This is a genomic window from Litoreibacter sp. (assembly GCF_058136045.1).
On record NZ_JBYVDD010000003.1, the window covers coordinates 758,926 to 780,174 of the forward strand.

A 21,249-nucleotide genomic window follows, 5' to 3' on the forward strand; every position below is an offset into this window, starting at 1 on the left:
CATGGCGCAGTCACATCTCATCTTATCGTGCATGAAGGACGAAGGGCCTTACGTCCTTGAATGGGTCGCCTATCACCTGTCGATCGGGTTCGACCACTTCCTCGTCTACACCAATGATTGTAGTGACGGGACAGACAAAATTTTGCGCCGTCTAGAACAAATGGGCCACGTCACCCACCGTCGCAACCCAGCCCGCGAAGGGGCACGCGCGTCACACCAAGTACGCGCCTATCGCAAGGGCGCACGCGAGAAAATCTACAAAGATCACGACTGGGTGGCAGTGATTGATGCCGACGAATTTGTTAATATTCACGCCGGCGCAGGTCAAATTACCGACCTGACCGCCTCTGCCCCGGATGCCAATTGCATTTCGCTGGCTTGGCGTCTGTTTGGCAGCGCGGATGTGACCTCCTTCCACGATGGTTTCCTGACCGAAACCCTGCGCCGCGCCGCGCCGCATCATTGCCCGGAGCCGATGCAGGCTTGGGGGATGAAGTCGATCCACCGTACCAATGCTGTCGATTTGATAGGCTGCCATCGTCCCAAATCTGTCCCTGCCGATAACTGGGCTGCCTTGAATTGGGTCGGCCCATCGGGTGATCCAATGCCCAAAAGCTATCACGAAGGCAGCTGGCGTCTGACCCGTCAGATCGCCAGTTATGAGCTTGGCCAAATCAACCATTATGCGGTGCGCACTCGCGAAAGTTTCTTGATGAAAGTGGCCCGTGGTCGCGCTTTTGGCGAGGGGACCCGCGACGCAGATTACTGGGCTGACATGAACAGAAATGAGCAACTCGATACGACGATCCAGCCCAAGTTGGACGCCATGAAAAATATCTATGACGACCTGATTTGTGACAAAAAACTAGGCAGATTGCATGATCGCGCCGTGCAATGGCACCGCAACCAGATCACCGCTATTTTGGACACAAAACAGGGCCGCGAGCTACTTGACGCAATTTCCCCCACGCTGGATTTATTCCCCGGCCTGCGCAAAAGGATCGCGGCATGAGCTCTGCGATTGACCTCAAGGCCCCCACCGAGGAAATGGACCGCGACGCATGGGATGCGGAACTACGCTCCATGGGTGAAGAGCATGGGTTTTTCGAGGAATTGGGCGCAGATCACACCGCTCTTTTCGTTAAATCCGGCAAGACTTTGATCGTCACCTTTGAAAATCTCGACCATGTGTTCGAGCATGGCAACAGGCTCCCTTGGGGCTTTGATTTTGTTCAAAAGCAGGGCTGGTCGATCCTTGGGTTAATGGCGCATGACTGGACATGGTACCGCGATGCGGATGTAATAAATTTCTTTAACCGACTGAAAAAAGAGAAGTTTTTTGCACAATTCGATACGGTTGTGTTCTACGGGGCCTCCATGGGCGCCTATGCCGCCTGCGCATTTTCCGCAGCCTGCCCCGGTGCAACTGTCGTGGCAATTAGCCCGCAAGCGACGCTCGACCGCGATGTGACGTCGTGGGAAACACGCTACCACAAAGCCTGGAAGCGCAATTACAACAACGACTACGGCTACGCCCCCGACATGGTGGCCAAAGCCAAAGACGTGTTCATCTTTTACGACCCGTTGGAGCCACCGGATGCCATGCATGCCGCGCTTTTTCGGGGCAAGAATATCACCAAGCTGAAATGCCGTTTTCAGGGCCATCGCATCGCGTCAGGCCTGATCCAGATGGGGCTGTTGAAGCCCGTGGTCGGCTCTTGCGTTGATGGCACTCTGACACGCACTGGTTTTTACAAAATGCTACGGGCGCGGCGCAGCTTTCGCCGCTACTTGCGCGAGTTAATTCTGCGCATCCCCGAGGACAAACATCCCCTGCTCATCGCCTATCTGGCCGAGCGGGTTCTAAGCACCGGTAATGGTCCGGTGTTCCGTCGCAAACTCAACGCGGCAAATGCGCTTTTGGAAAAGCGTGGCGTAACGCCCCCCGGCAAACGAGGGGGCCGCAAATGATAACCACAGGCAAGGCAGGCAATTCAAATGGGAAAGATTTGGCTACATATCGGGTCACCTAAAACCGGGACCACATCGCTACAAAACTTCCTTAACGAGAATGCGCAAGTACTGCGCGACACCGGACGGCTGAATTTCATGACCACCGGGCGGGCGCATATTGCCCACAACCAGCTGGCCGCCTCTGCGCGGACTGGCAATGCAACCCACCTGATGGAGGATATGTTGCGCGAAGCTGACAGCATGCCAGACGTCACCCATGTTGCGTCTTCCGAGATGCTGTTTAACCTGCATACCGCGCGCAAGCTGTCAGGGGCGGCCCCTGAGGAGTTCAAGAAACGCACCAAGGTCATCTGCTATATTCGCCGCCAAGACAGCTATCTAGAGGCATTGTATAAACAATTGCTGAAGAACAGCCGGATTCAGCCCGACCGGCAGGCCTTCCTCAGCGATGCCAAGCGCCGTTTGCACTATCTCAACACCTTCAACACCTATGCCGAGATGTTTGGCGAGGAAAACATCGTGGTGCGCCCCTTCGGCCCCAAATGGTTGGTCGATGGCGACGTAGTTCGTGACTTTGCCCACTATTTGGACATGCCGATCACCCGCGATTTGCGCGTAACCGAGGGCTTCTCGAACAAGACATTTTCGGCCGAGATGTCGGAGCTTTTGTCCCTGATGGGCGAGCGCACCGAGTTCAACACACGCGAGGTTATCCGCGAGTTGATTGCAATGAACCACCCCGGCACCATCAAGTCGCGCGATGTGTTTTCCCGCACCGAACGCGCCGGATTGATGCAACAGGTCACTCGCGAAAATCGCAGGCTTGTGAAACGCTTCATGCCTGATTGTAAAGAGTTTTTCGCGACTTCCGACCTTGAGGGTGACACCCCAGAAGAAAGCACAGAGGACGCCCTTACCGCGCAATTGGCCGATCGTTCTGCGGCGACCGAAGCCTTGATGATCGCCATGGGCAACCTGCAAACGCGCCGCAAGCATGAGGCCGAGTTAGCCTCGGAGGCGGCTGAACTCCCCGCGCCAAGCCCCGCCAATGATGCCTTGGAAGAGGCCCTCGCCCCGCCCACATGGTACCGCGAAATCTATCCGGGCGGCGACAAGCGCGGCTGGTTCCGCTCGTTTGGCGACTATGCCACGTCCTTTGTGGATCGCGGCGCTGATCAGTTGGTCGTCTCCTTCGACAACCTCTCCCAAGCGGGCAATGACGCCTATGCACGCGAGCCTTGGGCGCAAAAATTCTGCGCCGACCGTGAATTTTCGCATCTGGGCATCTACGCGCAAATACCAACATGGTTTCGCGACGCGGACCTGATTAACTACCTCGAATCCTTACGCGACGACGGTTTTTTTGCTGGCTTCAAAAGGGTGGCTTTTGTCGGCACATCAATGGGTGCTTTCGGCGCATTAACCTTCTCATCGCTCGCTCCGGGGGCAACAGTGGCGGCCTTCTCGCCGCAAACCACACTTGATAGTGAAAAAATTCCGTGGGAGACGCGCTTTGCCAAAGGCCGGGCTGCGGACTGGACCCTGCCCTACTCCGATGCCGCAAAAAACACCAAAGGTGCCTCGCAAATATATGTCATTTATGACCATTTCCATGAAGGCGATCGCAAACACGTTGACCGCCTAAAGGGCCGTAATGTAATGCGCCTTAAAGGGGCCGGGTTAGGTCATAAATCTGCGCTGGTCCTTAGCCGAATGAACGTCTTAAAGGACATTATGGAAGGCGCTGTTACGGGGACTCTCACCGAGTTGGAATTCTATCGCGCCATCCGCTCACGCAAAGACATTTACCTCTATCGGCAGGCCATCGAGGGCTATCTGACAGAGCGCGGTTTGTCAGATCGGGCCGAGCGGTTTGGAAATGCCTTCAAGAAACGACGCCGCCTCCAAGCCGCTTCGTAAAGTTCGAAAAACATAAGAAAATTAAAGATGGGGCAGGTTAAGCGCCCCATCTAGTTCGATTATGTAAAGGCAATGCCTTCTTATGTGGCGCAATTATAGACCTGCGCGGGCACCTCATAAACCTCCGCCCCTTCAGGAATCGGGTCAAACACCACTGTGTTCCCCCCAACCTCTTTGGCCTTTTCTTTAGCGGCTCGCCGCGCGTCTTTTAGCCCAATTTCTTTGAGTGCACCAAACACACCCGGTATGCCGCGCACTCGGCCAATATACTGGCAGTCCACCACGCCTACCGCAGCGCGCTCGGCGACATCTGCTACGCCATAGTTAATTGGACTACATGCCGCCAATGTGGCTACGACAACGATGAAACCTCTCATTTCCGACCTCTCTTATTTCTACGCATAAGCGATACCACAGCCCCCCACTTTGCGCCCGATAAAATGCGCTCCAACCGCTCTCGCGCGATTTTCAGCCGCGCCCAAAGCTGCATTTTCACCCCAAAACGCCCTCCCCCTCTGGCCTTGCACGCGCCAAAGCGGTAATCAGCGCCAAACCTAGGGGGCCACATGACCAAATTAACCATAACCCGTCCCGATGACTGGCACTTGCACCTGCGCGACGGCGATATGCTGCGCGCTGTGTTGCCGGAAACCACGCGCCACTTTGGCCGCGCAATCATTATGCCAAACCTGATCCCGCCTGTGATCACTGGGGCACAAGCCGCCGACTATCGGGACCGCATCCTGGCTGCCAAACCCGATAACTCCAAGTTTCAGCCCTTAATGACGCTCTATTTAACAGAAGACACCGACGTCAAAGACCTGCGTGCGGCAGCCGAAATCGGGCTCATCCACGCGGTCAAACTCTACCCCGCCGGTGCGACCACGAACTCGGCCTCGGGCGTCGCAGATTTCACTAAGGTCAAGCGCGTGCTCGAAAATATGGCGCAGATTGGCCTGCCGCTTTGCGTCCATGGCGAAGTAACCAATCCCGATGTCGACATCTTCGACCGAGAAGCCGTATTCATCGACACCGTGCTTGACCCGATCCGGCGCGATGTCCCGGGCCTGCGCGTGATTATGGAACATATCACCACCAAACAAGGCGCGGATTATGCGCGCGAGGGCGGCGATGACCTTGCCGCAACCATCACCACACACCACCTTGTAATCAACCGCAACCATATCCTCGCAGGCGGCCTCAAACCGCATTACTATTGCCTGCCTGTCGCCAAACGTGAAGAGCACCGCCTCACCCTGCGCGCGGCCGCGACCTCAGGTGATCCCAGCTACTTCCTTGGCACAGATTCCGCCCCGCACACCGATGCCAACAAATTGCTACCCTGTGGCTGCGCTGGCTGCTTCACCGCCACCAACACCATGTCAATTCTAGCTGAAATATTCGAGCAAGACGGCGCGCTCGACAAGCTCGAAGGCTTCACCTCCCTGCATGGCCCCGCCTTCTATAAACTCGCGCCAAATACAGACACAATCACCCTGACCAAAGGCGCGCCTACCACCTACCCCGACCACATCAACACGCCACAAGGCCCCGTCACCGTCTTTGAGCCGCAAATGCCGCTGCATTGGCGCGTAGACTAACCCCCTATCATTGTTCTAAAAATATCCCCGCCGGAGGCATCCGACACCGACAAAAAGGACCACTGCCATGATCCCAGCCACTTACCCCAGCCGCGAAGAGATCGCCAAGCTTTCCGCCTCGATGTTGCTTGAAATTGGCGCGGTACACTTTAACTCGCGCGAACCATTTACCCATTCATCAGGCAAAAAGGCACCAACATACGTCGACTGCCGTAAGTTGATTTCCTTCCCTCGTATCCGCTCAACCTTGATGGATTTTCTCACCTGTACCGTCATGCGTAATGCAGGGTTTGAGGCCTTTGATAATATCGCAGGCGGCGAAACAGCGGGCATTCCATTTGGTGCACTGGTTGCCGAACGCATGGCGCTTCCGATGACTTACGTGCGTAAAAAGCCGAAAGGATATGGCCGCAACGCCCGCATTGAAGGCGTCATGACAGAGGGCCAGCGCGTGCTCCTGGTCGAGGATATGACCACCGATGGCGGCTCGAAAATCAGCTTCGTTGAGGCCATTCGCGAAACCGGTGCCACTTGCACCCATACGGCAGTGATCTTCTTCTACGACATCTTCCCCGAGACCCGCGACGTCCTTGGTGGCCACGGTATCACCCTGCACTCACTATGTACGTGGTGGGACGTTTTAGCCGCCGCGAAAGAGCAAAAAAGCTTCGATGAAGAGACCCTTGCCGAGGTCGAAAAATTCCTCCGCAACCCAGCCGAGTGGCAAGCCGCCCATAGCTAATGTGATTCGTTGATAGGCATGCGCGGAAGTTCCACGCATGCCGTCTCGATCATAGTTAACGAAAGGGAAACCGGCCCAGTTTTTTCTTCCCAAAAAACCTGTATCTTGACGAGTTACACTCACATACCCCAATATGGCGCGGCACCCACTAGTCTAAAAAGTTACCCACAGGTTATCCAGATTGATCCGCGCGCCGCTATCCGTCATGGCTCTTATCTAGGGACAAGGGGATACAAATGAACGATTTAAGCACAGCACCTATGGGCCCCGGAGAGCCGGAAGGCCCGGGAGTACCGCCAAGCAACGGCCCCGGCGCATCTGTACATGTCGACACGGCTGGCGCCCTTCCCCATAATATCGAAGCAGAACAGCAGCTTCTGGGCGCTATTTTGACCAATAATGACGTGTTTGACCGCGTTGCCTCGATTATCACAGCCGAGCATTTCTTCGATCCCGTCCACCGTCGCATTTACGAGACCTCGGCTGCGCGTATTCACAAGAATTTGCTGGTCTCTCCGGTCACCTTGAAGCCGTACTTTGAAGAAGATGACGGTCTTAAAGAGCTAGGCGGCCCAGCCTATCTGGTCCGTCTGCAAGGCGCGTCCATCTCGGCCTTCGCCGCGCGTGATTATGCGCAAATGATCTATGATTTGGCGATCCGACGTGAATTGATTGAGCTGGGGCACGAGATCGCCTCCAAAGCGCAGACTGTAAACACAGAAAGCGACCCTGTAAGCCAAATCGTGGATGCCGAGCAGCGCCTCTATGCCTTGGCCGAGGCAGGCCAATCCGAGAGCGGGTTTCAGAGCTTTTTGAAGGCGGTCACGGACGCGGTTAACGTCGCGAACACCGCCTATCAGCGCGAAGGCGGGCTAGCGGGTATCTCTACTGGTTTGATTGATATGGATAAAAAGCTGGGCGGGTTACACAAATCCGACCTTTTGATCCTTGCCGGACGCCCCTCCATGGGAAAGACCTCTCTGGCAACCAATATCGCTTTCAATATCGCCAAAGCCTATAAAAAGGGCATGAAACATGACGGCACCGAGGGGGCAATTGAGGGCGGATCAGTCGGGTTTTTCTCGCTCGAGATGAGCGCCGAACAGCTTGCGGCCCGTGTTTTATCAGAAGCCTCAGAGGTGCCATCCGAACAGATCCGCCGCGGCGACATGGACGAAACCGAGTTTCGCCGTTTTGTGGAGGCAGCCAAGTCGTTGGAAGCCTGCCCGCTGTTCATCGACGACACGCCCGCCCTGCCGATTTCCCAACTGGCCGCCCGTGCCCGTCGCCTGAAACGGACCCATGGCTTGGACGTGCTGATCATCGACTATTTGCAACTGGTGCGCCCTGCAACGGCCAAAGATAGCCGCGTGAATGAGGTCTCCGAGATCACGCAAGGCCTGAAAGCCATCGCGAAGGAGTTGGAAATTCCGGTGATCGCGCTGTCCCAGTTGTCTCGGAACGTGGAAAGCCGTGAAGACAAGCGCCCGCAGCTCTCGGATCTGCGTGAATCCGGCTCGATTGAGCAAGATGCGGATGTTGTGATGTTTGTGTACCGCGAAGAGTACTACAAAGAGCGTGAAAAGCCTGCGGATCATGAGTTAGAGAAAATGGCCAATTGGCAAAACGAGATGGCCCATGCCCATGGCAAGGCCGAGGTGATCATTGGCAAGCAGCGTCACGGGCCGATTGGCTCGATTGAGCTGTCGTTTGAAGGGCGGTTCACCCGCTTTGGTAATCTGGTCAAGCCTTGGCAAGATGGTGGTAATAGCGGCGGTGGCGAATTTTAGCGGCCCTTGAGGGGGCGCTGCCCCCGCCCGTTGGCCCCCCCGGGATATTTTTGGAACAATGATAGGAGGGCGCTGCGGTCAAATATCCCGTGCGACTCTGGCAAAATTGTGCTATGATATGGGGAGAAGCTGGTCCGTCCTGCTCTAATTCCAGGAAAACCCTCTTAACATTGCGCAGGTGTGAGGCTTCCACTGAACCGCCGCCACCCAGCGGCGGTTCTGGCTTGTTACCCCTTAATCTCTGCGACCCTCGGTATGTTTGCGCAACTTCGAGCGCCCCGGTTTCTTGCGTCCTTTGAACGGGTTGTCCTCGCTTTGGGACCGCATAAACAGGCGGATCGGCGTGCCGGGCATATCAAAATCTTCGCGCAGGCCATTAACCAGATAGCGCGAGTAGCTGGCGGGCAGCAAATCGGGGTGCGAGGCCATCACAACGAATCCCGGCGGGCGAGCTTTCACTTGCGTCATGTAGCGCAGTTTGATGCGTTTGCCTTGTGGTGCAGGGGGCGGGTGTTGCTCCAGCATACCCACCAGCCAGCGGTTTAGCGCCGAGGTGCTGACGCGACGATTCCAGACCTGATGCGCCTCTAGAATGGCGTCGTGCAGGCGCTCTAGCCCGCGGCCTGTCAGTGCGGAGACTGTGATCAGCGGCGCGCCGCGAAGCTGTGGCAGAAGGCGGGTAAACTGCTCTTTGAGCTGCTTTAGCTTGTCTTGTTTGTCGCCCTCTAGGTCCCATTTATTGACCGCCAGAACCACCGCGCGGCCTTCGCGTTCGGCCAAATCTGCGATGCGCAAATCTTGTTGCTCGAACGGGATATCCACGTCCAGAAGCACCACGACAACCTCGGCAAATTTTACCGCCCGCAGCCCGTCAGAGACCGAGAGTTTTTCTAACTTATCTTGGATTTTTGCCTTCTTGCGCATGCCCGCTGTGTCGAAAATTCGCATGGGTGTCCCGGACCATTCCGTCATCACCGAGATCGCGTCGCGGGTGATGCCAGCCTCTGGGCCGGTCAGTAAGCGCTCCTCGCCAACGATCTGGTTGATCAGTGTGGATTTGCCCGCATTCGGGCGGCCGACAACGGCAATTTGCAAGGGTTTTGAAGGGGTTGGCGGGATATATTCGACCACCTCATCTTCATCATGTTCCTCGTCCCCGCCAGTAAGGTCGACGTCGACTTCTGGCGAGTAATCCACGTTGGTCTTTTCCGCGAGGTCGATCAGCGGGCGCAAAATATAGGCCAACTCACCCATGCCTTCACCGTGTTCAGCCGACAGGCCCAGTGGCTCGCCCAAGCCCAGAGAATATGCCTCCAACAATCCGGACTCTCCGGCTTTGCCTTCGGCCTTGTTGGCAGCCAAAATCACATGAGCACTTTTCTTGCGCAAGATGTCCGCGAAGATTTCATCCGCAGGCAAAACCCCCGCACGGGCGTCGATCACAAACAGGCAGGCGTCGGCCATCTCGACCGCGCGTTCCGTCAACATCCGCATCCGGCCTTGCAGGCTCTCGTCGGTGGCCATTTCCAGCCCGGCGGTGTCGATGATGGTGAACTTCAGGTCCCCCAAACGGGCGGCCCCTTCACGCAGATCACGGGTCACGCCCGGCTGATCATCGACCAGCGCCAGACGTTTTCCGACCAGACGATTGAACAGCGTGGATTTGCCCACATTAGGGCGGCCCACAATGGCGAGGGTGAATGACATAACTATAGCTCCGAGAAGGTCAGAGGCGCGTCATACAGGCAAAATCGCTCAACGGAAAGCGGCGAGTTGTCCCTTTGTGGTCATCACGTAGAGCGTACCGCCGACAATTGCCGGTGCAGAGGCCGCTCCGCCTTTCAGATTGGTGGTGCCAAGCAATGCGCCAGAGGCCGGATCATAGCTGCGGATCACGCCATCGCTGGAGGCAACCAAAAGGCGGCCCCCCGCCAGAACCGGGCCGAAGTGTGCGTGAATTTCATCGCGCTTGCGCAGTTTCTTGGTGGTGTAATAGGGCAGCTCAACCCCCCAAATACGCGCGCCGGTGTCACGATCAAGGCGCACCAGCTCATTTCGGTCAGAGACAAGAAACACAGAATCACCCGAGGGCCAAACCGGCGCATAGGACCCTTCGTGAGCCGTCCAGATGCGTGCGCCCGAAGAGGCCTTCAACGCCACAGTGCGCCCAGATTGATTGGCGGCGTAAATCACCCCGTCCAGAACCACCGGATCCCCCGTAACGTCCGAAATTCCGGCGTAGGACACGCCCTTGCGCCCACCGGCCACCGATGAGCCCCAAACGCGAATGCCTGATTTCTTGAGCGCCCCGACCAACTCGCCCGACCCGAAGGGGAAGACCACCGCGCGGCTTGAGATCGCAGGCCCTGCTCCGCCACTGATCATTGCATGTGACGGCGTTCCGGGAAGCTGCCACTTGATGCGGCCCAACTTGGTGTCCAAGGCCCATGCCTGACTGTCGCGGCTAACCACATAGACCAGCCCGCCATCCACGGTGGGGGCAGACGTCAAGGGCGCGTCCAGCTTTTGGCGCCACTTAACCGCGCCCGAGGTGGCATCAAGCGCGAACAGCTCGCCAAAGCCCGTGGTGGCAAATATCGTACCATCTGCAAAGGCTAGCCCGCCGCCAGTGGCGTCGCCGTCTTTGTCGGTTGAGGGGGTCAGCGGGCGGCTCCAAAGTGTCGCCCCGTCTGAGCCAGTGGCCACAACTTGCGACGCGCTGTCCATGGTGAAAATACGCCCGTTCGCAACCACAGGGTCTGCGGTAATGCGCGCTTTGCGGCTGTTGCCCTTGCCAATATTAGCCGCCCAAACTTGGGTCAGGGAGGTGCTTAAAGCAGGATGCGCAACCCGATGGCTGACCGAGCCGCCGCGATGCGTCCAGCTCGCGTGGTTAACCTGTTTGGGTGCGCGGAAGTCTTGCACCAGATTGACCGTTTCGCCACTGACACCTGTCGCGCCTTCGCTGCCCGGCAGTGGCGCGCGGATATCGTAGCGCTCGCCGTCGAGCACCAGCTCCTCGTCTCCGCAAGCCCCCAAGGCCAGCAGCGCGCTCAGTGCGGCGCCCGCCAGTGACGTTTTGGAAAATGGTGATCTCTTGGAAAATGTCACGCCCATAGCCCCTGCTGACCCTCTTGTTCGTCCTGCTTTGTGCTGCGCTGTGTCGCGCAGTCGTCTTGTCTTAACTTGTTTAGTTGCTGCCTTGCGTCTCGGCAAGCTTGCCACCTAAGGCCACAATCAACTCTGAGGCGCGCCGTTGCAAGCCCGGCGTAACATTGGACGCCTCAAGCACCCCATTCAGGATGGTGATGGCGTCCTCCGGATTGCCCATCTCGGCGGCAATCAGCGCCAATTGCTCTTGTGCCAAGGGCTGAAACGGCGCGCCCGGTGTGGCTAAAACTTCAAACGCAGCTTGGCGCTCTTGCGCTGGTGTTTCCGGTGGCAAGGCCAAGGCGCGCTTCAATTCGGCCAGCGCTTTGTAGATTGCAGGCGCATCAGTTGCCGAAATCACCTTGTCCAACGCAGCTATCCCAACCTCTGGTTGGTCCCCGGACAGCGCATCCGCCGCCGCCAAATGCCCCGCAATGGCGGCTTGCTGTGGGTTGACGGTCTCGACCGCGCCCAGCGTCACGCCTGCATCATCCGCATCAATGCCCGCCAAAAGAGCATCCCCAAAATTTTCAGCCTCGGCCCGGATCGAGGCCTTGCTATATTCGTTGAACGCGGCGCCGCCCACGATCAGCAAAACCAGCAGCACCGCCACCCAGCCCCACTTCTTGATCAAGGCGAACAGGCGGTCGCGCTGGACCTCTTCGGTTACCTCTTCGATGAAGCTGTCGGTATTGCTCACAGGTGCTCTCCGTATAAGTGTTGCGCGAGGCATACCCCGAAGGGCTAAACCTTGCCAAGTATAAAGGCACAATCGCATGGCTGGAAGTACTTCTAAACAGAGTTAACCCGATTGAAAGAGGTGGACATAAAAGATGCACAATGGTTGCGCATTTCTGCGTAAACCCTATGTCTTGCAGATTGCAGCACAAAAATGCTAACTGAACTGGTTAGTTTAGACTATGTGAATAAGAACAACATTAAATTCAGCCGTCAGGCTCAGGGAACACCGTAATGCGCATTTTTTCAATCATCACCGCCATCGCGGTGACCTTGGCTCTTTATCTGGTTGTTTTTGAACGCGACCGGCTGCTGTCTTTCGCGGGCGGCGGTACGCAAAGCGAAGCCGAAATGGTAGAAGACGCGCCCAGCACCGAGCCTGTCGAGCAGAGTGCTACAGATGAAGATGCCACGCGTGTGGTGTCTATTGTCGCACTAAAATCAGTTGCGCAAGCTATTGATAACGCAGTTCTATTGCGCGGCCAAACGGAAGCTGCGCGCCACGTTGATGCCCGTGCCGAGACGTCCGGTTTGGTGAGTTCCGAGCCGCTGCGCAAAGGCACCTATGTCGAGGCTGGCCAGTTGTTGTGCGAAATCTCCCCCGGCACTCGTTTGTCGTCGCTGGCCGAAGCCGAGGCCCGCCTGCCCGAGGCCAAAGCCCGCCTGCCCGAAGCCCAAGGCCGGGTGCTGGAATCAGAGGCGCGCTTGACTGAGGCAACAATCAACGACAACGCCGCCAAAAAACTTTCCGTCGACGGGTTTGCGACAGAAGTCCGTGTTGCAGGGACACGCGCCGCGGTACAATCCGCGCTCGCCACCATCGAGACCGCCCGCGCCGGAGTGGAGAGTGCGCGTGCCGGAATTTTGGCGGCTCAGGCTGCCATTGCATCGGCTGAAAATGAAATTGACCGGTTGAAAATCATCGCCCCCTTTGCCGGATTGCTGGAAACCGACACCGCCGAGTTGGGCGCTTTGATGCAACCCGGTGGGCTTTGCGCCACCATTATCCAGTTGAACCCGATCAAACTGGTAGCCTTCGTGCCAGAAACCGACGTGGCCAAAGTTGACGTTGGCGCGCGCGCTGGCGGGCGAACCACCGCAGGCCAAACGGTTGAAGGGCGTGTGACGTTTATCTCCCGCGCCTCGGACCCGGAAACCCGCACCTACCGGGTCGAAATCACCGTCAAAAACGATGACTTTGCATTGCGCGACGGTCAAACGACCGAGATCCTCATCGGGGCTGCGGGGCAGCGTGCGCATCTGTTGCCCGCCTCCTCCATGACCCTTGATGACGTGGGCACGCTGGGCGTTCAGTTGGCCACCAAGGACGAACACGCAAAGTTTGCCCCCGTCACAATCTTGCGCGACACCACTGAAGGCATCTGGGTCACCGGCCTGCCCGATGAGGTTGCCGTTATCATCGTCGGGCAAGAATATGTGACCGATGGGGTCGCGATCAAAACAACCTTCTCAGAGAGCAAATCATGACCGGCATCGTTGATTGGGCTGCCGAGCACGCCCGCATGATCCTCGCCTTCATTGTTATGTCGGTGGTAATCGGAGCCTTTGCCTACACCGGCCTGCCTAAAGAGGGCGAGCCGGATATTGAAATTCCGGCGCTGTTTGTCTCCGTCCCCTTCCCCGGCATCTCTGCCGAGGACAGCGAGAAATTGCTGGTCAAGGTTATGGAAAGCAAGCTGCAAGACCTCGACGGGCTAAAAAGCATCTCCGGCACCGCGGCTGAGAACTATGCAGGCGTGGCACTGGAGTTTGAATTTGGCTGGGACAAGACCAAAATTTTGGCCGACGTGCGCGATAAGATGAGCCAAGCACAGGCGGAATTCCCCAGCGGGGCCGAGCAATACAACCTTATCGAGATCAACTTTTCCGAGTTCCCGATCATCATTGTGTCCCTATCCGGCGACCTGCCCGAGCGCACATTGCTGCGTGTGGCCAAGGACTTACAGGACGTGATCGAAGCCATGCCGCCGATCCTCGAGGCGGGGCTTGCCGGGCACCGCGACGAGATGCTCGAAGTGATTATCGACCCGCTGGCGCTGGAGGCTTACAACGTCTCGGCGGGCGAGTTGATCAGCGTTGTCACCCAGAACAACCTGCTGATTGCAGCGGGCGAGGTCGAGACCGCGCAGGGTGCGTTTTCGGTCAAAATCCCGTCCTCCTTCGACGAGCCATTGGACGTCTATGAGTTGCCAATCAAGGTAAACGGCGACCGCGTGGTGACCTTGGGCGAATTGGCCGACATCCGCCTGACCTTTGAGGATCGCACCGGCACCGCGCGCTACAACGGCAATGATACCGTGGCGCTACAGGTCGTAAAACGCAAAGGTTTCAACATCATCGACACCGCGCAACTGGTGCGCGACACCGTGACCGACGCGCAGAAGCAATGGCCGCAAGAATTACGCGACGCCATCCGTGTGGATATCGCGCTGGACCAGTCCAAAACCGTGAACAACATGGTGCAACAGCTCGAAGGCTCGGTGCTCACCGCGATTGCGCTGGTGATGATCGTGGTGCTGGCCTCACTTGGCACCCGCTCTGCCCTGCTGGTTGGGTTTGCCATTCCGACATCGTTCTTATTGTGCTTCATTTTACTGGGCCTAATGGGCATCTCAATCTCGAACATTGTTATGTTTGGCCTGATTTTAGCCGTGGGGATGCTGGTGGATGGGGCCATTGTCGTGGTCGAATACGCTGACAACCGCATCAACGAGGGCGCAGGCCCGATGGAGGCCTATACCGACGCGGCCAAACGCATGTTCTGGCCTATTGTATCCTCAACCGCGACCACGCTATGCGCCTTCCTGCCAATGCTGTTCTGGCCCGGCATTCCGGGGCAATTCATGGGCATGTTGCCTGTGACGTTGATCTTCGTGCTGTCCGCATCGCTGGTGGTGGCCCTGATTTATCTGCCGATTATGGGTGGCGTATCGGGTCGCATTTCGCGGGTGATCGTCCACATGTCGCACTACCTGCGTAACTTTAACATCGTGTTCCGCCTTGTCCTTGTGGCAATCGCCATGATCGGGCTGTTCACAGCCGCCATGCAGCTTTTGAACCCCAGCTATTTGCTCCCCATCGAGCGCGGCCAAGGCACCACTGGCACTATGATATTTGGCGGGCTGTTCTTTACCTTCATGGCCATGTTCGCCTCTACCGCGATGGGGGCCGTGTCGCGACCGCGCCGCGCCAAACGCATCGATGCGGGCTACCGACGCACACCATTTGGACATTTTACCAAGTTCATTGCCGGCAATCCGATCATGCCACTGGTGGCCATCGGGGCCGTGGGCTTCTTCGTCGCAGTTACCTTCACCACCTTCTCGGCCAACAACAACGGTGTCGAGTTTTTCGTCGAATCCGAGACCGAGCAGGCAATTGTTTACGTGCGCGCGCGCGGCAACCTGTCCCTGAACGAAAAGGACGCCTTTGTGCGCCAAGTCGAGGAGCAGATTGCCAGCGTTGAGGGGATCACCTCGATCTTTGCCTTTGCCGGTGAAGGCGGGTTGAACACCAATAACGGCGGTGCAAGTAGCCCGCTGGACACTATTGGCCAAATCCAAATCGAGTTGGCCGACTGGGGCACCCGCCGCGACGACACCGATATTTTAGATGAAATGCAAGCCAAGATGGACGCCATTCCCGGCATCTATACCGAGGTATTATCGCAAGATCGCGGCCCCTCTAGCGGCAAGCCAGTAAACCTGCGCCTAAAAGGCGACAACTGGGATGACCTGCAAGCGGCAACTCATATTGCGCGTGCAAAATTCGAACAGATCGAGGGGTTGACCCTTGTTGAAGACACTCTGCCCCTGCCCGGCATTGATTGGCAAATCGACGTCGATGTGGAGGCCGCTGGTCGCTACAAAGCCGATGTCGCCACCGTTGGCGCAATGGTGCAATTGGTCACCCGCGGGCTGTTGCTCGACACCATGCGCGTGGACAGCTCGGACGAGGAAATCGAGATCCGCGTTCGCCTACCCGAAGACGCGCGTGTGCTGTCCACGCTGGATAACCTCAAGGTGCGCACCCCTGACGGGCTGATCCCGCTGTCGAATTTTATCACCCGCAAACCCGTGGCCAAATTGGGCCAGATCGACCGCATTGACCAAACCCGCTTCTTTGATGTGAAGGCCGATGTTGCACCTGACCTGACCAATGCTGATGGCGAAATTATCAACGCCAATGAGCGGATCACCTTCATCACCAATTGGATCGAAGAAGAAACCCCCTTTCCCAACACAGTCACCTTCGAGTGGGCTGGCGACACCGAGGAAGAGGCCGAGAGTCAGGCCTTTCTGGGCAGCGCTTTTCTGGCCGCTTTGGGGTTGATGTTCATCATCTTGCTGGCGCAATTCAACTCGTTCTACAACTCGGTTCTGGTGTTGTTGGCGGTGGTCTTATCCACCACCGGCGTGCTGATCGGGATGTTAGTTATGGATCAGGCGTTCTCGATTATCATGACTGGCACAGGCATCGTGGCGCTGGCGGGGATCGTGGTGAACAACAACATCGTGTTGATCGACACCTATCAGGAATACTCGCGCTACATGCCGCGCCTAGAGGCTATTACCCGCACCGCCGAGGCGCGCATTCGTCCTGTGTTGTTGACCACCATCACCACCATGGCAGGGCTGGCCCCGATGATGTTCGGCCTTAGCCTGGATTTCTTCGGTGGCGGCTATTCCATCGACAGCCCAACCGCGCTGTGGTGGAAACAACTGGCCACGGCGGTGGTGTTTGGGTTGGGCGTGGCAACCGTGCTGACGCTGGTGCTTACCCCCGCAATGCTGGCCTTACGCGTGTGGATTTCCTTCGGGGCCTATGCCTCGTTTAGGCAATTGGTGGCCCTTGGCGGGCGTGGCTCGAAAACTGCCCGCGATCTGGCCCTTGGCAAGTCAGCCCGCAAGGTCCGCGACCCGCTAATCTTGTGGACCGAGGAAGAAGAACCGCGCAAAAGCGTGCTTGAGAAAGCAGACGACGCGATCAACGCAGCCAAGGCCAAACTGTCGGAAAATGCCGAAGCTTTGGAAAACACCGTTACTGATGATGCCCCGACAAAGGCCGAGCCAGATAAAGGGCCAAAGCCCTCGAGTTTACGGGCAGCGGAATAAGCCCCTCTGGGGTCAAGGAACCTGAAAACCCTTGACCCCGACGCGCTCATGTTTCACCCAAGGATCATGGGAACCGGAATACTTCATATCGACCTATCCGCGCTGGTGGACAACTGGCACGCGCTGGACCGCCACTCCGCGACCGAGACCGCCGCAGTCGTCAAGGCAGATGGCTACGGGTTGGGCGCGGGCCGTGTGGCCAAAGCCTTGGCCGATGCAGGTGTGCGGACCTTCTTTGTCGCCGCCGTCGAGGAGGCCACCGCCCTGCGCGCCACGCTTGGCCCTGCCCCGGTGATCAACATCTTTTCTGGCCATATGGACGCCGACACCCAAGCGCTCAGCGACTTGAACGTAATCCCGATGCTGAACTCGCCGCAACAAGTCGCCCGCCATAAAGACCGCCTGCCAGATCACCCGTTCGGGCTTCAAATCGACACGGGCATGAACCGTCTGGGCATTGAGAAATACGACTGGTCGCCTGAGATGAGCAGAGACGCCACCTTGGTGATGTCTCACCTTGCCTGCGCCGACGCGCCGGATCACACAGCGAATGACGCCCAGCTCAAGGCCTTCCTAGAGATGACCGCAGGCATTCTTGCGCCGCGCTCTTTGGCGGCGACGGGCGGCATTCTGCTTGGCCCCGAATATCACTTTGACATGACCCGCCCCGGCATTGGCCTCTATGGTGGACTGCCATTTCGGGGGGCCGCACCTGTGGTACGCCTAGACCTGCCGATCATTCAGACCCGCGCGCTCAAACCCGGCGAGGCCGTGGGCTATGCCCATGCTTTTATCGCTGAGACTGACCGCATTATTGCCACTGTTTCCGCGGGTTACGCTGACGGGTTGATCCGTGCCATGTCGGGCAAGGCGCAGCTTTTCGCCGGGGATACCCCCTGCCCGCTGGTGGGTCGTGTGTCGATGGATTTGTTAACCGTGGACGTCACCCACCTAGACAAAATGCCAGAGTACTTGACCATTATCGGACCGCACCAAGCCGTAGATCAATTGGCCGAAACTGCGGGGACCATTGGCTATGAAATCCTGACCTCGCTGGGTCACCGCTATAAACGGGCCTACCTGTGAGCCGCATTTCATCCCTGCTCGCGGCCCTTGGGGCGTTCACCTTATCGGCGTTGGCCGCCTTGGGGCGCATCACCATGTTCACCGGCGCAACCTTTGCTCATATGGTCCGAGGGCCGTTCTACTTCAAAGAGTTTGGCGCACAATTGCTGCATGTGGGCTACTTTTCGCTGCCCGTAATCGGACTGACCACAATCTTTACCGGCGGTGCCTTGGCACTGCAGATTTATGCTGGCGGCGCGCGTTTCAATGCCGAGGCCGTGGTGCCACAAATTGTTGCCATCGGCATGGTCCGCGAACTTGGCCCCGTGTTGGTCGGCTTGATGATTGCCGCACGCGTGACCTCCTCCATTGCCGCAGAAATTGCGACCATGAAAGTGACCGAGCAACTCGACGCGCTGGTCACGCTCTCCACCGACCCGATGAAATACCTCACCGTGCCGCGTGTGTTGGCCGCGATTATCGTGGTGCCCGTGCTCGTCGCCGTGGGCAACACCATCGGCATCATGGGTGGCTGGGCCGTGGCCACCGGCACATTGGGGTTCAACTCGGCCACCTACCTGCAAAACACCGCCGACTTTTTGCAAACCTCCGACATTGTGACCTCACTGGCCAAAGGGGCGGTGAACGGGGCCATCGCGGCCATTATGGGCTGCTATTACGGGATGAATTCGGGTCGCGGCGCGATGGGCGTGGGCAAAGCCACCAAAGGCTCGGTCGAGGCGGCGGCTGTGCTGATATTGGCGGCTAACTTCATACTCACGGGGATATTTTTCTCGACATGATCCGGTTTGAAAACGTCCATAAAGCCTTTGGCTCCAACCGTGTTTTGCAAGGGGTGAACCTGCATATCCCCAAGGGCGAGAGCATGGTCATTATCGGTGGCTCTGGCACCGGGAAATCCGTGGCGCTGAAATCTGTGCTGGGGTTGGTGAAGCCTGATCAGGGCACAATTTTGGTGGATGGCAAGGATGCCAGCAAGGGCGACCACGACGCGTTTCTGGCCCGTTTCGGGATGCTGTTTCAAGGTGGTGCGCTGTTTGACAGCCTGCCGGTGTGGCAAAATGTGGCCTTTCGTCTGATGCGTGGCTCGCTGAAACGCCCCCCCGAGGAAGCCCGCGCGATTGCCATCGAGAAGCTGCGTCGCGTGGGGTTAAAAGAGGATGTGGCTGACCGCCTTCCGGCTGAATTATCAGGTGGTATGCAAAAACGTGTAGGGCTTGCGCGCGCCATTGCCGCCGAACCGGAGATCATCTTCTTTGACGAGCCGACCACGGGGCTAGACCCGATTATGTCCGGCGTTATCAATGATTTAATCCGCGAAATTGTGGTAGAGATGGGCGCGACAGCGATGACCATCACCCACGATATGTCCAGCGTACGCGCCATCGCCGACAAGGTTGCGATGCTACATGACGGGGTGATCCAATGGACCGGCCCCGTGTCCGAGCTGGACACTTCTGGCGATCCCTATGTAGCGCAATTCATTTCCGGCAGCGCGGACGGGCCGATTGAAGCGGTTCGGTAAATTGCTTTGGCTTGCGCCAAAACTTCCGACTGTTTCGCTGCCCGAAACAGTGTGACGAAAACACGTATATTCCCCACTAATCACTTAAAATGCAGCCACATTTTCGCCAAATTTCCCCGTAGCCAGTCGGCGGAATTCCGCTAGGATATGTAAAATTAGTATTAACAGTACCTTTTGGGGGGTGTCTGAGATGACTGGTGCAAACCAGACTGTGCTGCAACTTCAGCAGTTCTTTCAACGTGTGGCCTTGATGGCCGTCATTGCGTTTTCCGTTGTTGTGTTAGGGGCCACTTTGGCCGCGGCCTTTGGCTTTGCGCCATGGCTGAGTTTCACCGCCAGTTACGGTGAAACGGCCGTGCCTTACGCGGGCATGATCACCCAGCTATTCTTGGCTGCGTTATCGGTTTCCTTGTGCTTTTATCTGCCCTCGAACCGCCGCATCCTTGAGTTGGAAAAGTCGCACCGCAATTTTCACATCTCGATGAATGACATCTCGCGTGCCTATCTGGCCGCCCATAAGGCCGATAAGGAGCAGATGTTTACGCTGTCTAGCGAGTTTGATTCCGTGCGCGAACGGATCATGCATCTGCGCGACCACCCGGAGCTGCACACGCTGGAGCCCTCGGTATTGGAAGTGGCCTCCCAGATGAGCCATGAGGCGCGCGACCTTGCTGATGTTTACTCGGACGAGAAAGTCGCCCGCGCCCGCACCTTCTTGCGCCAGCGCCAGCAAGAAATCGAGAGTTACCGCGAGCAAATCTCGCTTGCGCAAAAGACCTGCGTGGATTTGAAACGCTGGTCGCAGCAAGTGAACGTGGAAGATAGCGTTGTGTCTACCCAGATGCAGCGGCTTGAAGCGGATCTGGCCGAAATCCTGCCGCTGATTGGCTATGAGATGACAGACGCACCGGAGCCGGAGAACGTGGTGCCGCTGCCCAAGCCAAAGACTTCTGACGCGAAGGAAGCGTGACCTAACTGACCTCGCGGAGCCTTCGGCACGATATGCTTTGATGGGGCTTTGCCCCAAACCCCTTAGCGCTTGCATTTTGGTGGAACCGCTTGAAAGTCCCGCTGTTTCAAGGTTCAACGTCTCACATGTATCTCAAGCTCGCCAATCTATCGCTCCTCGTGTTGTTTCCCATTGCCTGGCTCGCCCCTTTACTTAAAGCGGGCTTGCTGCCGTTCTTTGCCTTATCGGAAATTTCCGTCTTAACCGGCGTGCAAGCATTATGGGCGAAGGATGTGTTTTTGGCGCTGGTTGTCACGTTCTTTGCCTTGATCGCGCCCTACCTGAAAACTCTGGGGTTGGCGTTGATCCATTTCCGCCTTGCCTCGCCTAGGTTGCTGCCTGTCATCACCGTGATGGGCAAGCTGGCCATGGCTGACATTTTCCTAATCGCGCTCTATATTGTGTTGGCCAAGGGCATCGGGTTTGGGCGGGTCGAAACCGGTTGGGGGCTGTATTTGTTTACCGCCTGCGTCCTTGCCTCGCTTGGCATCTCACTGCTGAGCGCACGTAAACCCCGTGCATGACTGGTAGCATTTTGTCCCGGCTTGGGCTACTGCGCATGGATACCTTTGACTGAAC

Annotated in this window: 17 protein-coding genes; 13 read left to right on the forward strand and 4 right to left on the reverse strand. The window is 57.3% G+C overall.

What is annotated here, in order from left to right; translation table 11 throughout:
* The first annotated feature begins 1 nt into the window (after nt 1).
* The 3 genes from AC3Y7R_RS05060 to AC3Y7R_RS05070 are packed head-to-tail and all read left to right on the forward strand — an operon-like array spanning nt 2 to nt 3,894.
* Entirely contained in the window at nt 2–1,012 is a 1,011-nt protein-coding gene (locus tag AC3Y7R_RS05060) for a glycosyltransferase family 2 protein (protein ID WP_490040908.1), read from the forward strand.
* Nucleotides 1,009–1,971 carry a phosphoadenosine phosphosulfate reductase gene (locus tag AC3Y7R_RS05065; RefSeq protein ID WP_490040909.1) on the forward strand — a complete coding sequence of 321 codons (963 nt, stop codon included), beginning with the start codon at nt 1,009–1,011 and terminating at the stop codon, nt 1,969–1,971. Before AC3Y7R_RS05060 ends, AC3Y7R_RS05065 begins: the two co-directional genes overlap by 4 nt.
* A gap of 27 nt (nt 1,972–1,998) precedes the next feature.
* Nucleotides 1,999–3,894, forward strand: a complete 1,896-nt coding sequence (locus AC3Y7R_RS05070; protein WP_490040910.1) for a hypothetical protein — start codon at nt 1,999–2,001, stop codon at nt 3,892–3,894.
* Nucleotides 3,895–3,974: 80 nt separating this feature from the next.
* Here the strand turns inward: AC3Y7R_RS05070 and AC3Y7R_RS05075 are convergent, their stop codons facing one another.
* Entirely contained in the window at nt 3,975–4,271 is a 297-nt protein-coding gene (locus AC3Y7R_RS05075; RefSeq protein ID WP_490040911.1) for a DUF4156 domain-containing protein, read from the reverse strand.
* A gap of 189 nt (nt 4,272–4,460) precedes the next feature.
* Here AC3Y7R_RS05075 and pyrC point away from each other — a divergent pair, with 189 nt between their 5' ends.
* From pyrC to AC3Y7R_RS05090, 3 genes are all read left to right on the forward strand, one after another.
* Nucleotides 4,461–5,495 (forward strand): dihydroorotase, encoded by a 1,035-nt coding sequence (gene pyrC / locus AC3Y7R_RS05080; protein WP_490040912.1) that lies wholly within the window; start codon nt 4,461–4,463, stop codon nt 5,493–5,495.
* A gap of 67 nt (nt 5,496–5,562) precedes the next feature.
* Nucleotides 5,563–6,237 carry an orotate phosphoribosyltransferase gene (locus AC3Y7R_RS05085; RefSeq protein WP_490040913.1) on the forward strand — a complete coding sequence of 225 codons (675 nt, stop codon included), beginning with the start codon at nt 5,563–5,565 and terminating at the stop codon, nt 6,235–6,237.
* A gap of 236 nt (nt 6,238–6,473) precedes the next feature.
* The gene (locus AC3Y7R_RS05090) at nt 6,474–8,027 is read left to right on the forward strand and encodes a replicative DNA helicase (protein ID WP_490040914.1); all 1,554 of its coding nucleotides are present in this window, start codon (nt 6,474–6,476) and stop codon (nt 8,025–8,027) included.
* A 234-nt stretch (nt 8,028–8,261) separates the two neighbouring features.
* On the opposite strand, the gene der is transcribed toward AC3Y7R_RS05090, so the two are convergent.
* From der to AC3Y7R_RS05105, 3 genes are all read right to left on the reverse strand, one after another.
* The gene (gene der / locus AC3Y7R_RS05095) at nt 8,262–9,734 is read right to left on the reverse strand and encodes a ribosome biogenesis GTPase Der (RefSeq protein ID WP_490040915.1); all 1,473 of its coding nucleotides are present in this window, start codon (nt 9,732–9,734) and stop codon (nt 8,262–8,264) included.
* Nucleotides 9,735–9,782: 48 nt separating this feature from the next.
* Entirely contained in the window at nt 9,783–11,144 is a 1,362-nt protein-coding gene (locus AC3Y7R_RS05100; protein ID WP_490040916.1) for a PQQ-like beta-propeller repeat protein, read from the reverse strand.
* Nucleotides 11,145–11,217: 73 nt separating this feature from the next.
* A complete protein-coding gene (locus AC3Y7R_RS05105) occupies nt 11,218–11,877 on the reverse strand; it encodes a hypothetical protein (RefSeq protein WP_490040917.1) in 660 nt (219 codons plus the stop codon).
* Between the two features lie 272 nt (nt 11,878–12,149).
* Here AC3Y7R_RS05105 and AC3Y7R_RS05110 point away from each other — a divergent pair, with 272 nt between their 5' ends.
* From AC3Y7R_RS05110 to AC3Y7R_RS05140, 7 genes are all read left to right on the forward strand, one after another.
* Nucleotides 12,150–13,403, forward strand: coding sequence for an efflux RND transporter periplasmic adaptor subunit (locus AC3Y7R_RS05110; protein ID WP_490040918.1), 1,254 nt, complete (start codon nt 12,150–12,152; stop codon nt 13,401–13,403).
* Nucleotides 13,400–17,050, forward strand: coding sequence for an efflux RND transporter permease subunit (locus tag AC3Y7R_RS05115; protein ID WP_490040919.1), 3,651 nt, complete (start codon nt 13,400–13,402; stop codon nt 17,048–17,050). The genes AC3Y7R_RS05110 and AC3Y7R_RS05115 overlap by 4 nt, the downstream gene beginning before the upstream one ends.
* Nucleotides 17,051–17,116: 66 nt before the next feature.
* On the forward strand, nt 17,117–18,136 hold the full coding sequence (gene alr, locus AC3Y7R_RS05120) for an alanine racemase (RefSeq protein WP_490040920.1): 1,020 nt from the start codon (nt 17,117–17,119) through the stop codon (nt 18,134–18,136).
* 74 nt (nt 18,137–18,210) lie between these two features.
* Nucleotides 18,211–18,918: an MlaE family ABC transporter permease gene (locus tag AC3Y7R_RS05125; protein WP_490040985.1), complete on the forward strand. Its 708-nt coding sequence runs from the start codon at nt 18,211–18,213 to the stop codon at nt 18,916–18,918.
* Nucleotides 18,915–19,661 (forward strand): ABC transporter ATP-binding protein, encoded by a 747-nt coding sequence (locus AC3Y7R_RS05130; protein WP_490040921.1) that lies wholly within the window; start codon nt 18,915–18,917, stop codon nt 19,659–19,661. Before AC3Y7R_RS05125 ends, AC3Y7R_RS05130 begins: the two co-directional genes overlap by 4 nt.
* A gap of 190 nt (nt 19,662–19,851) precedes the next feature.
* On the forward strand, nt 19,852–20,631 hold the full coding sequence (locus AC3Y7R_RS05135) for a DNA repair protein (RefSeq protein ID WP_490040922.1): 780 nt from the start codon (nt 19,852–19,854) through the stop codon (nt 20,629–20,631).
* 125 nt (nt 20,632–20,756) lie between these two features.
* Nucleotides 20,757–21,194, forward strand: coding sequence for a paraquat-inducible protein A (locus AC3Y7R_RS05140; RefSeq protein WP_490040923.1), 438 nt, complete (start codon nt 20,757–20,759; stop codon nt 21,192–21,194).
* Nucleotides 21,195–21,249: the final 55 nt, after the last annotated feature.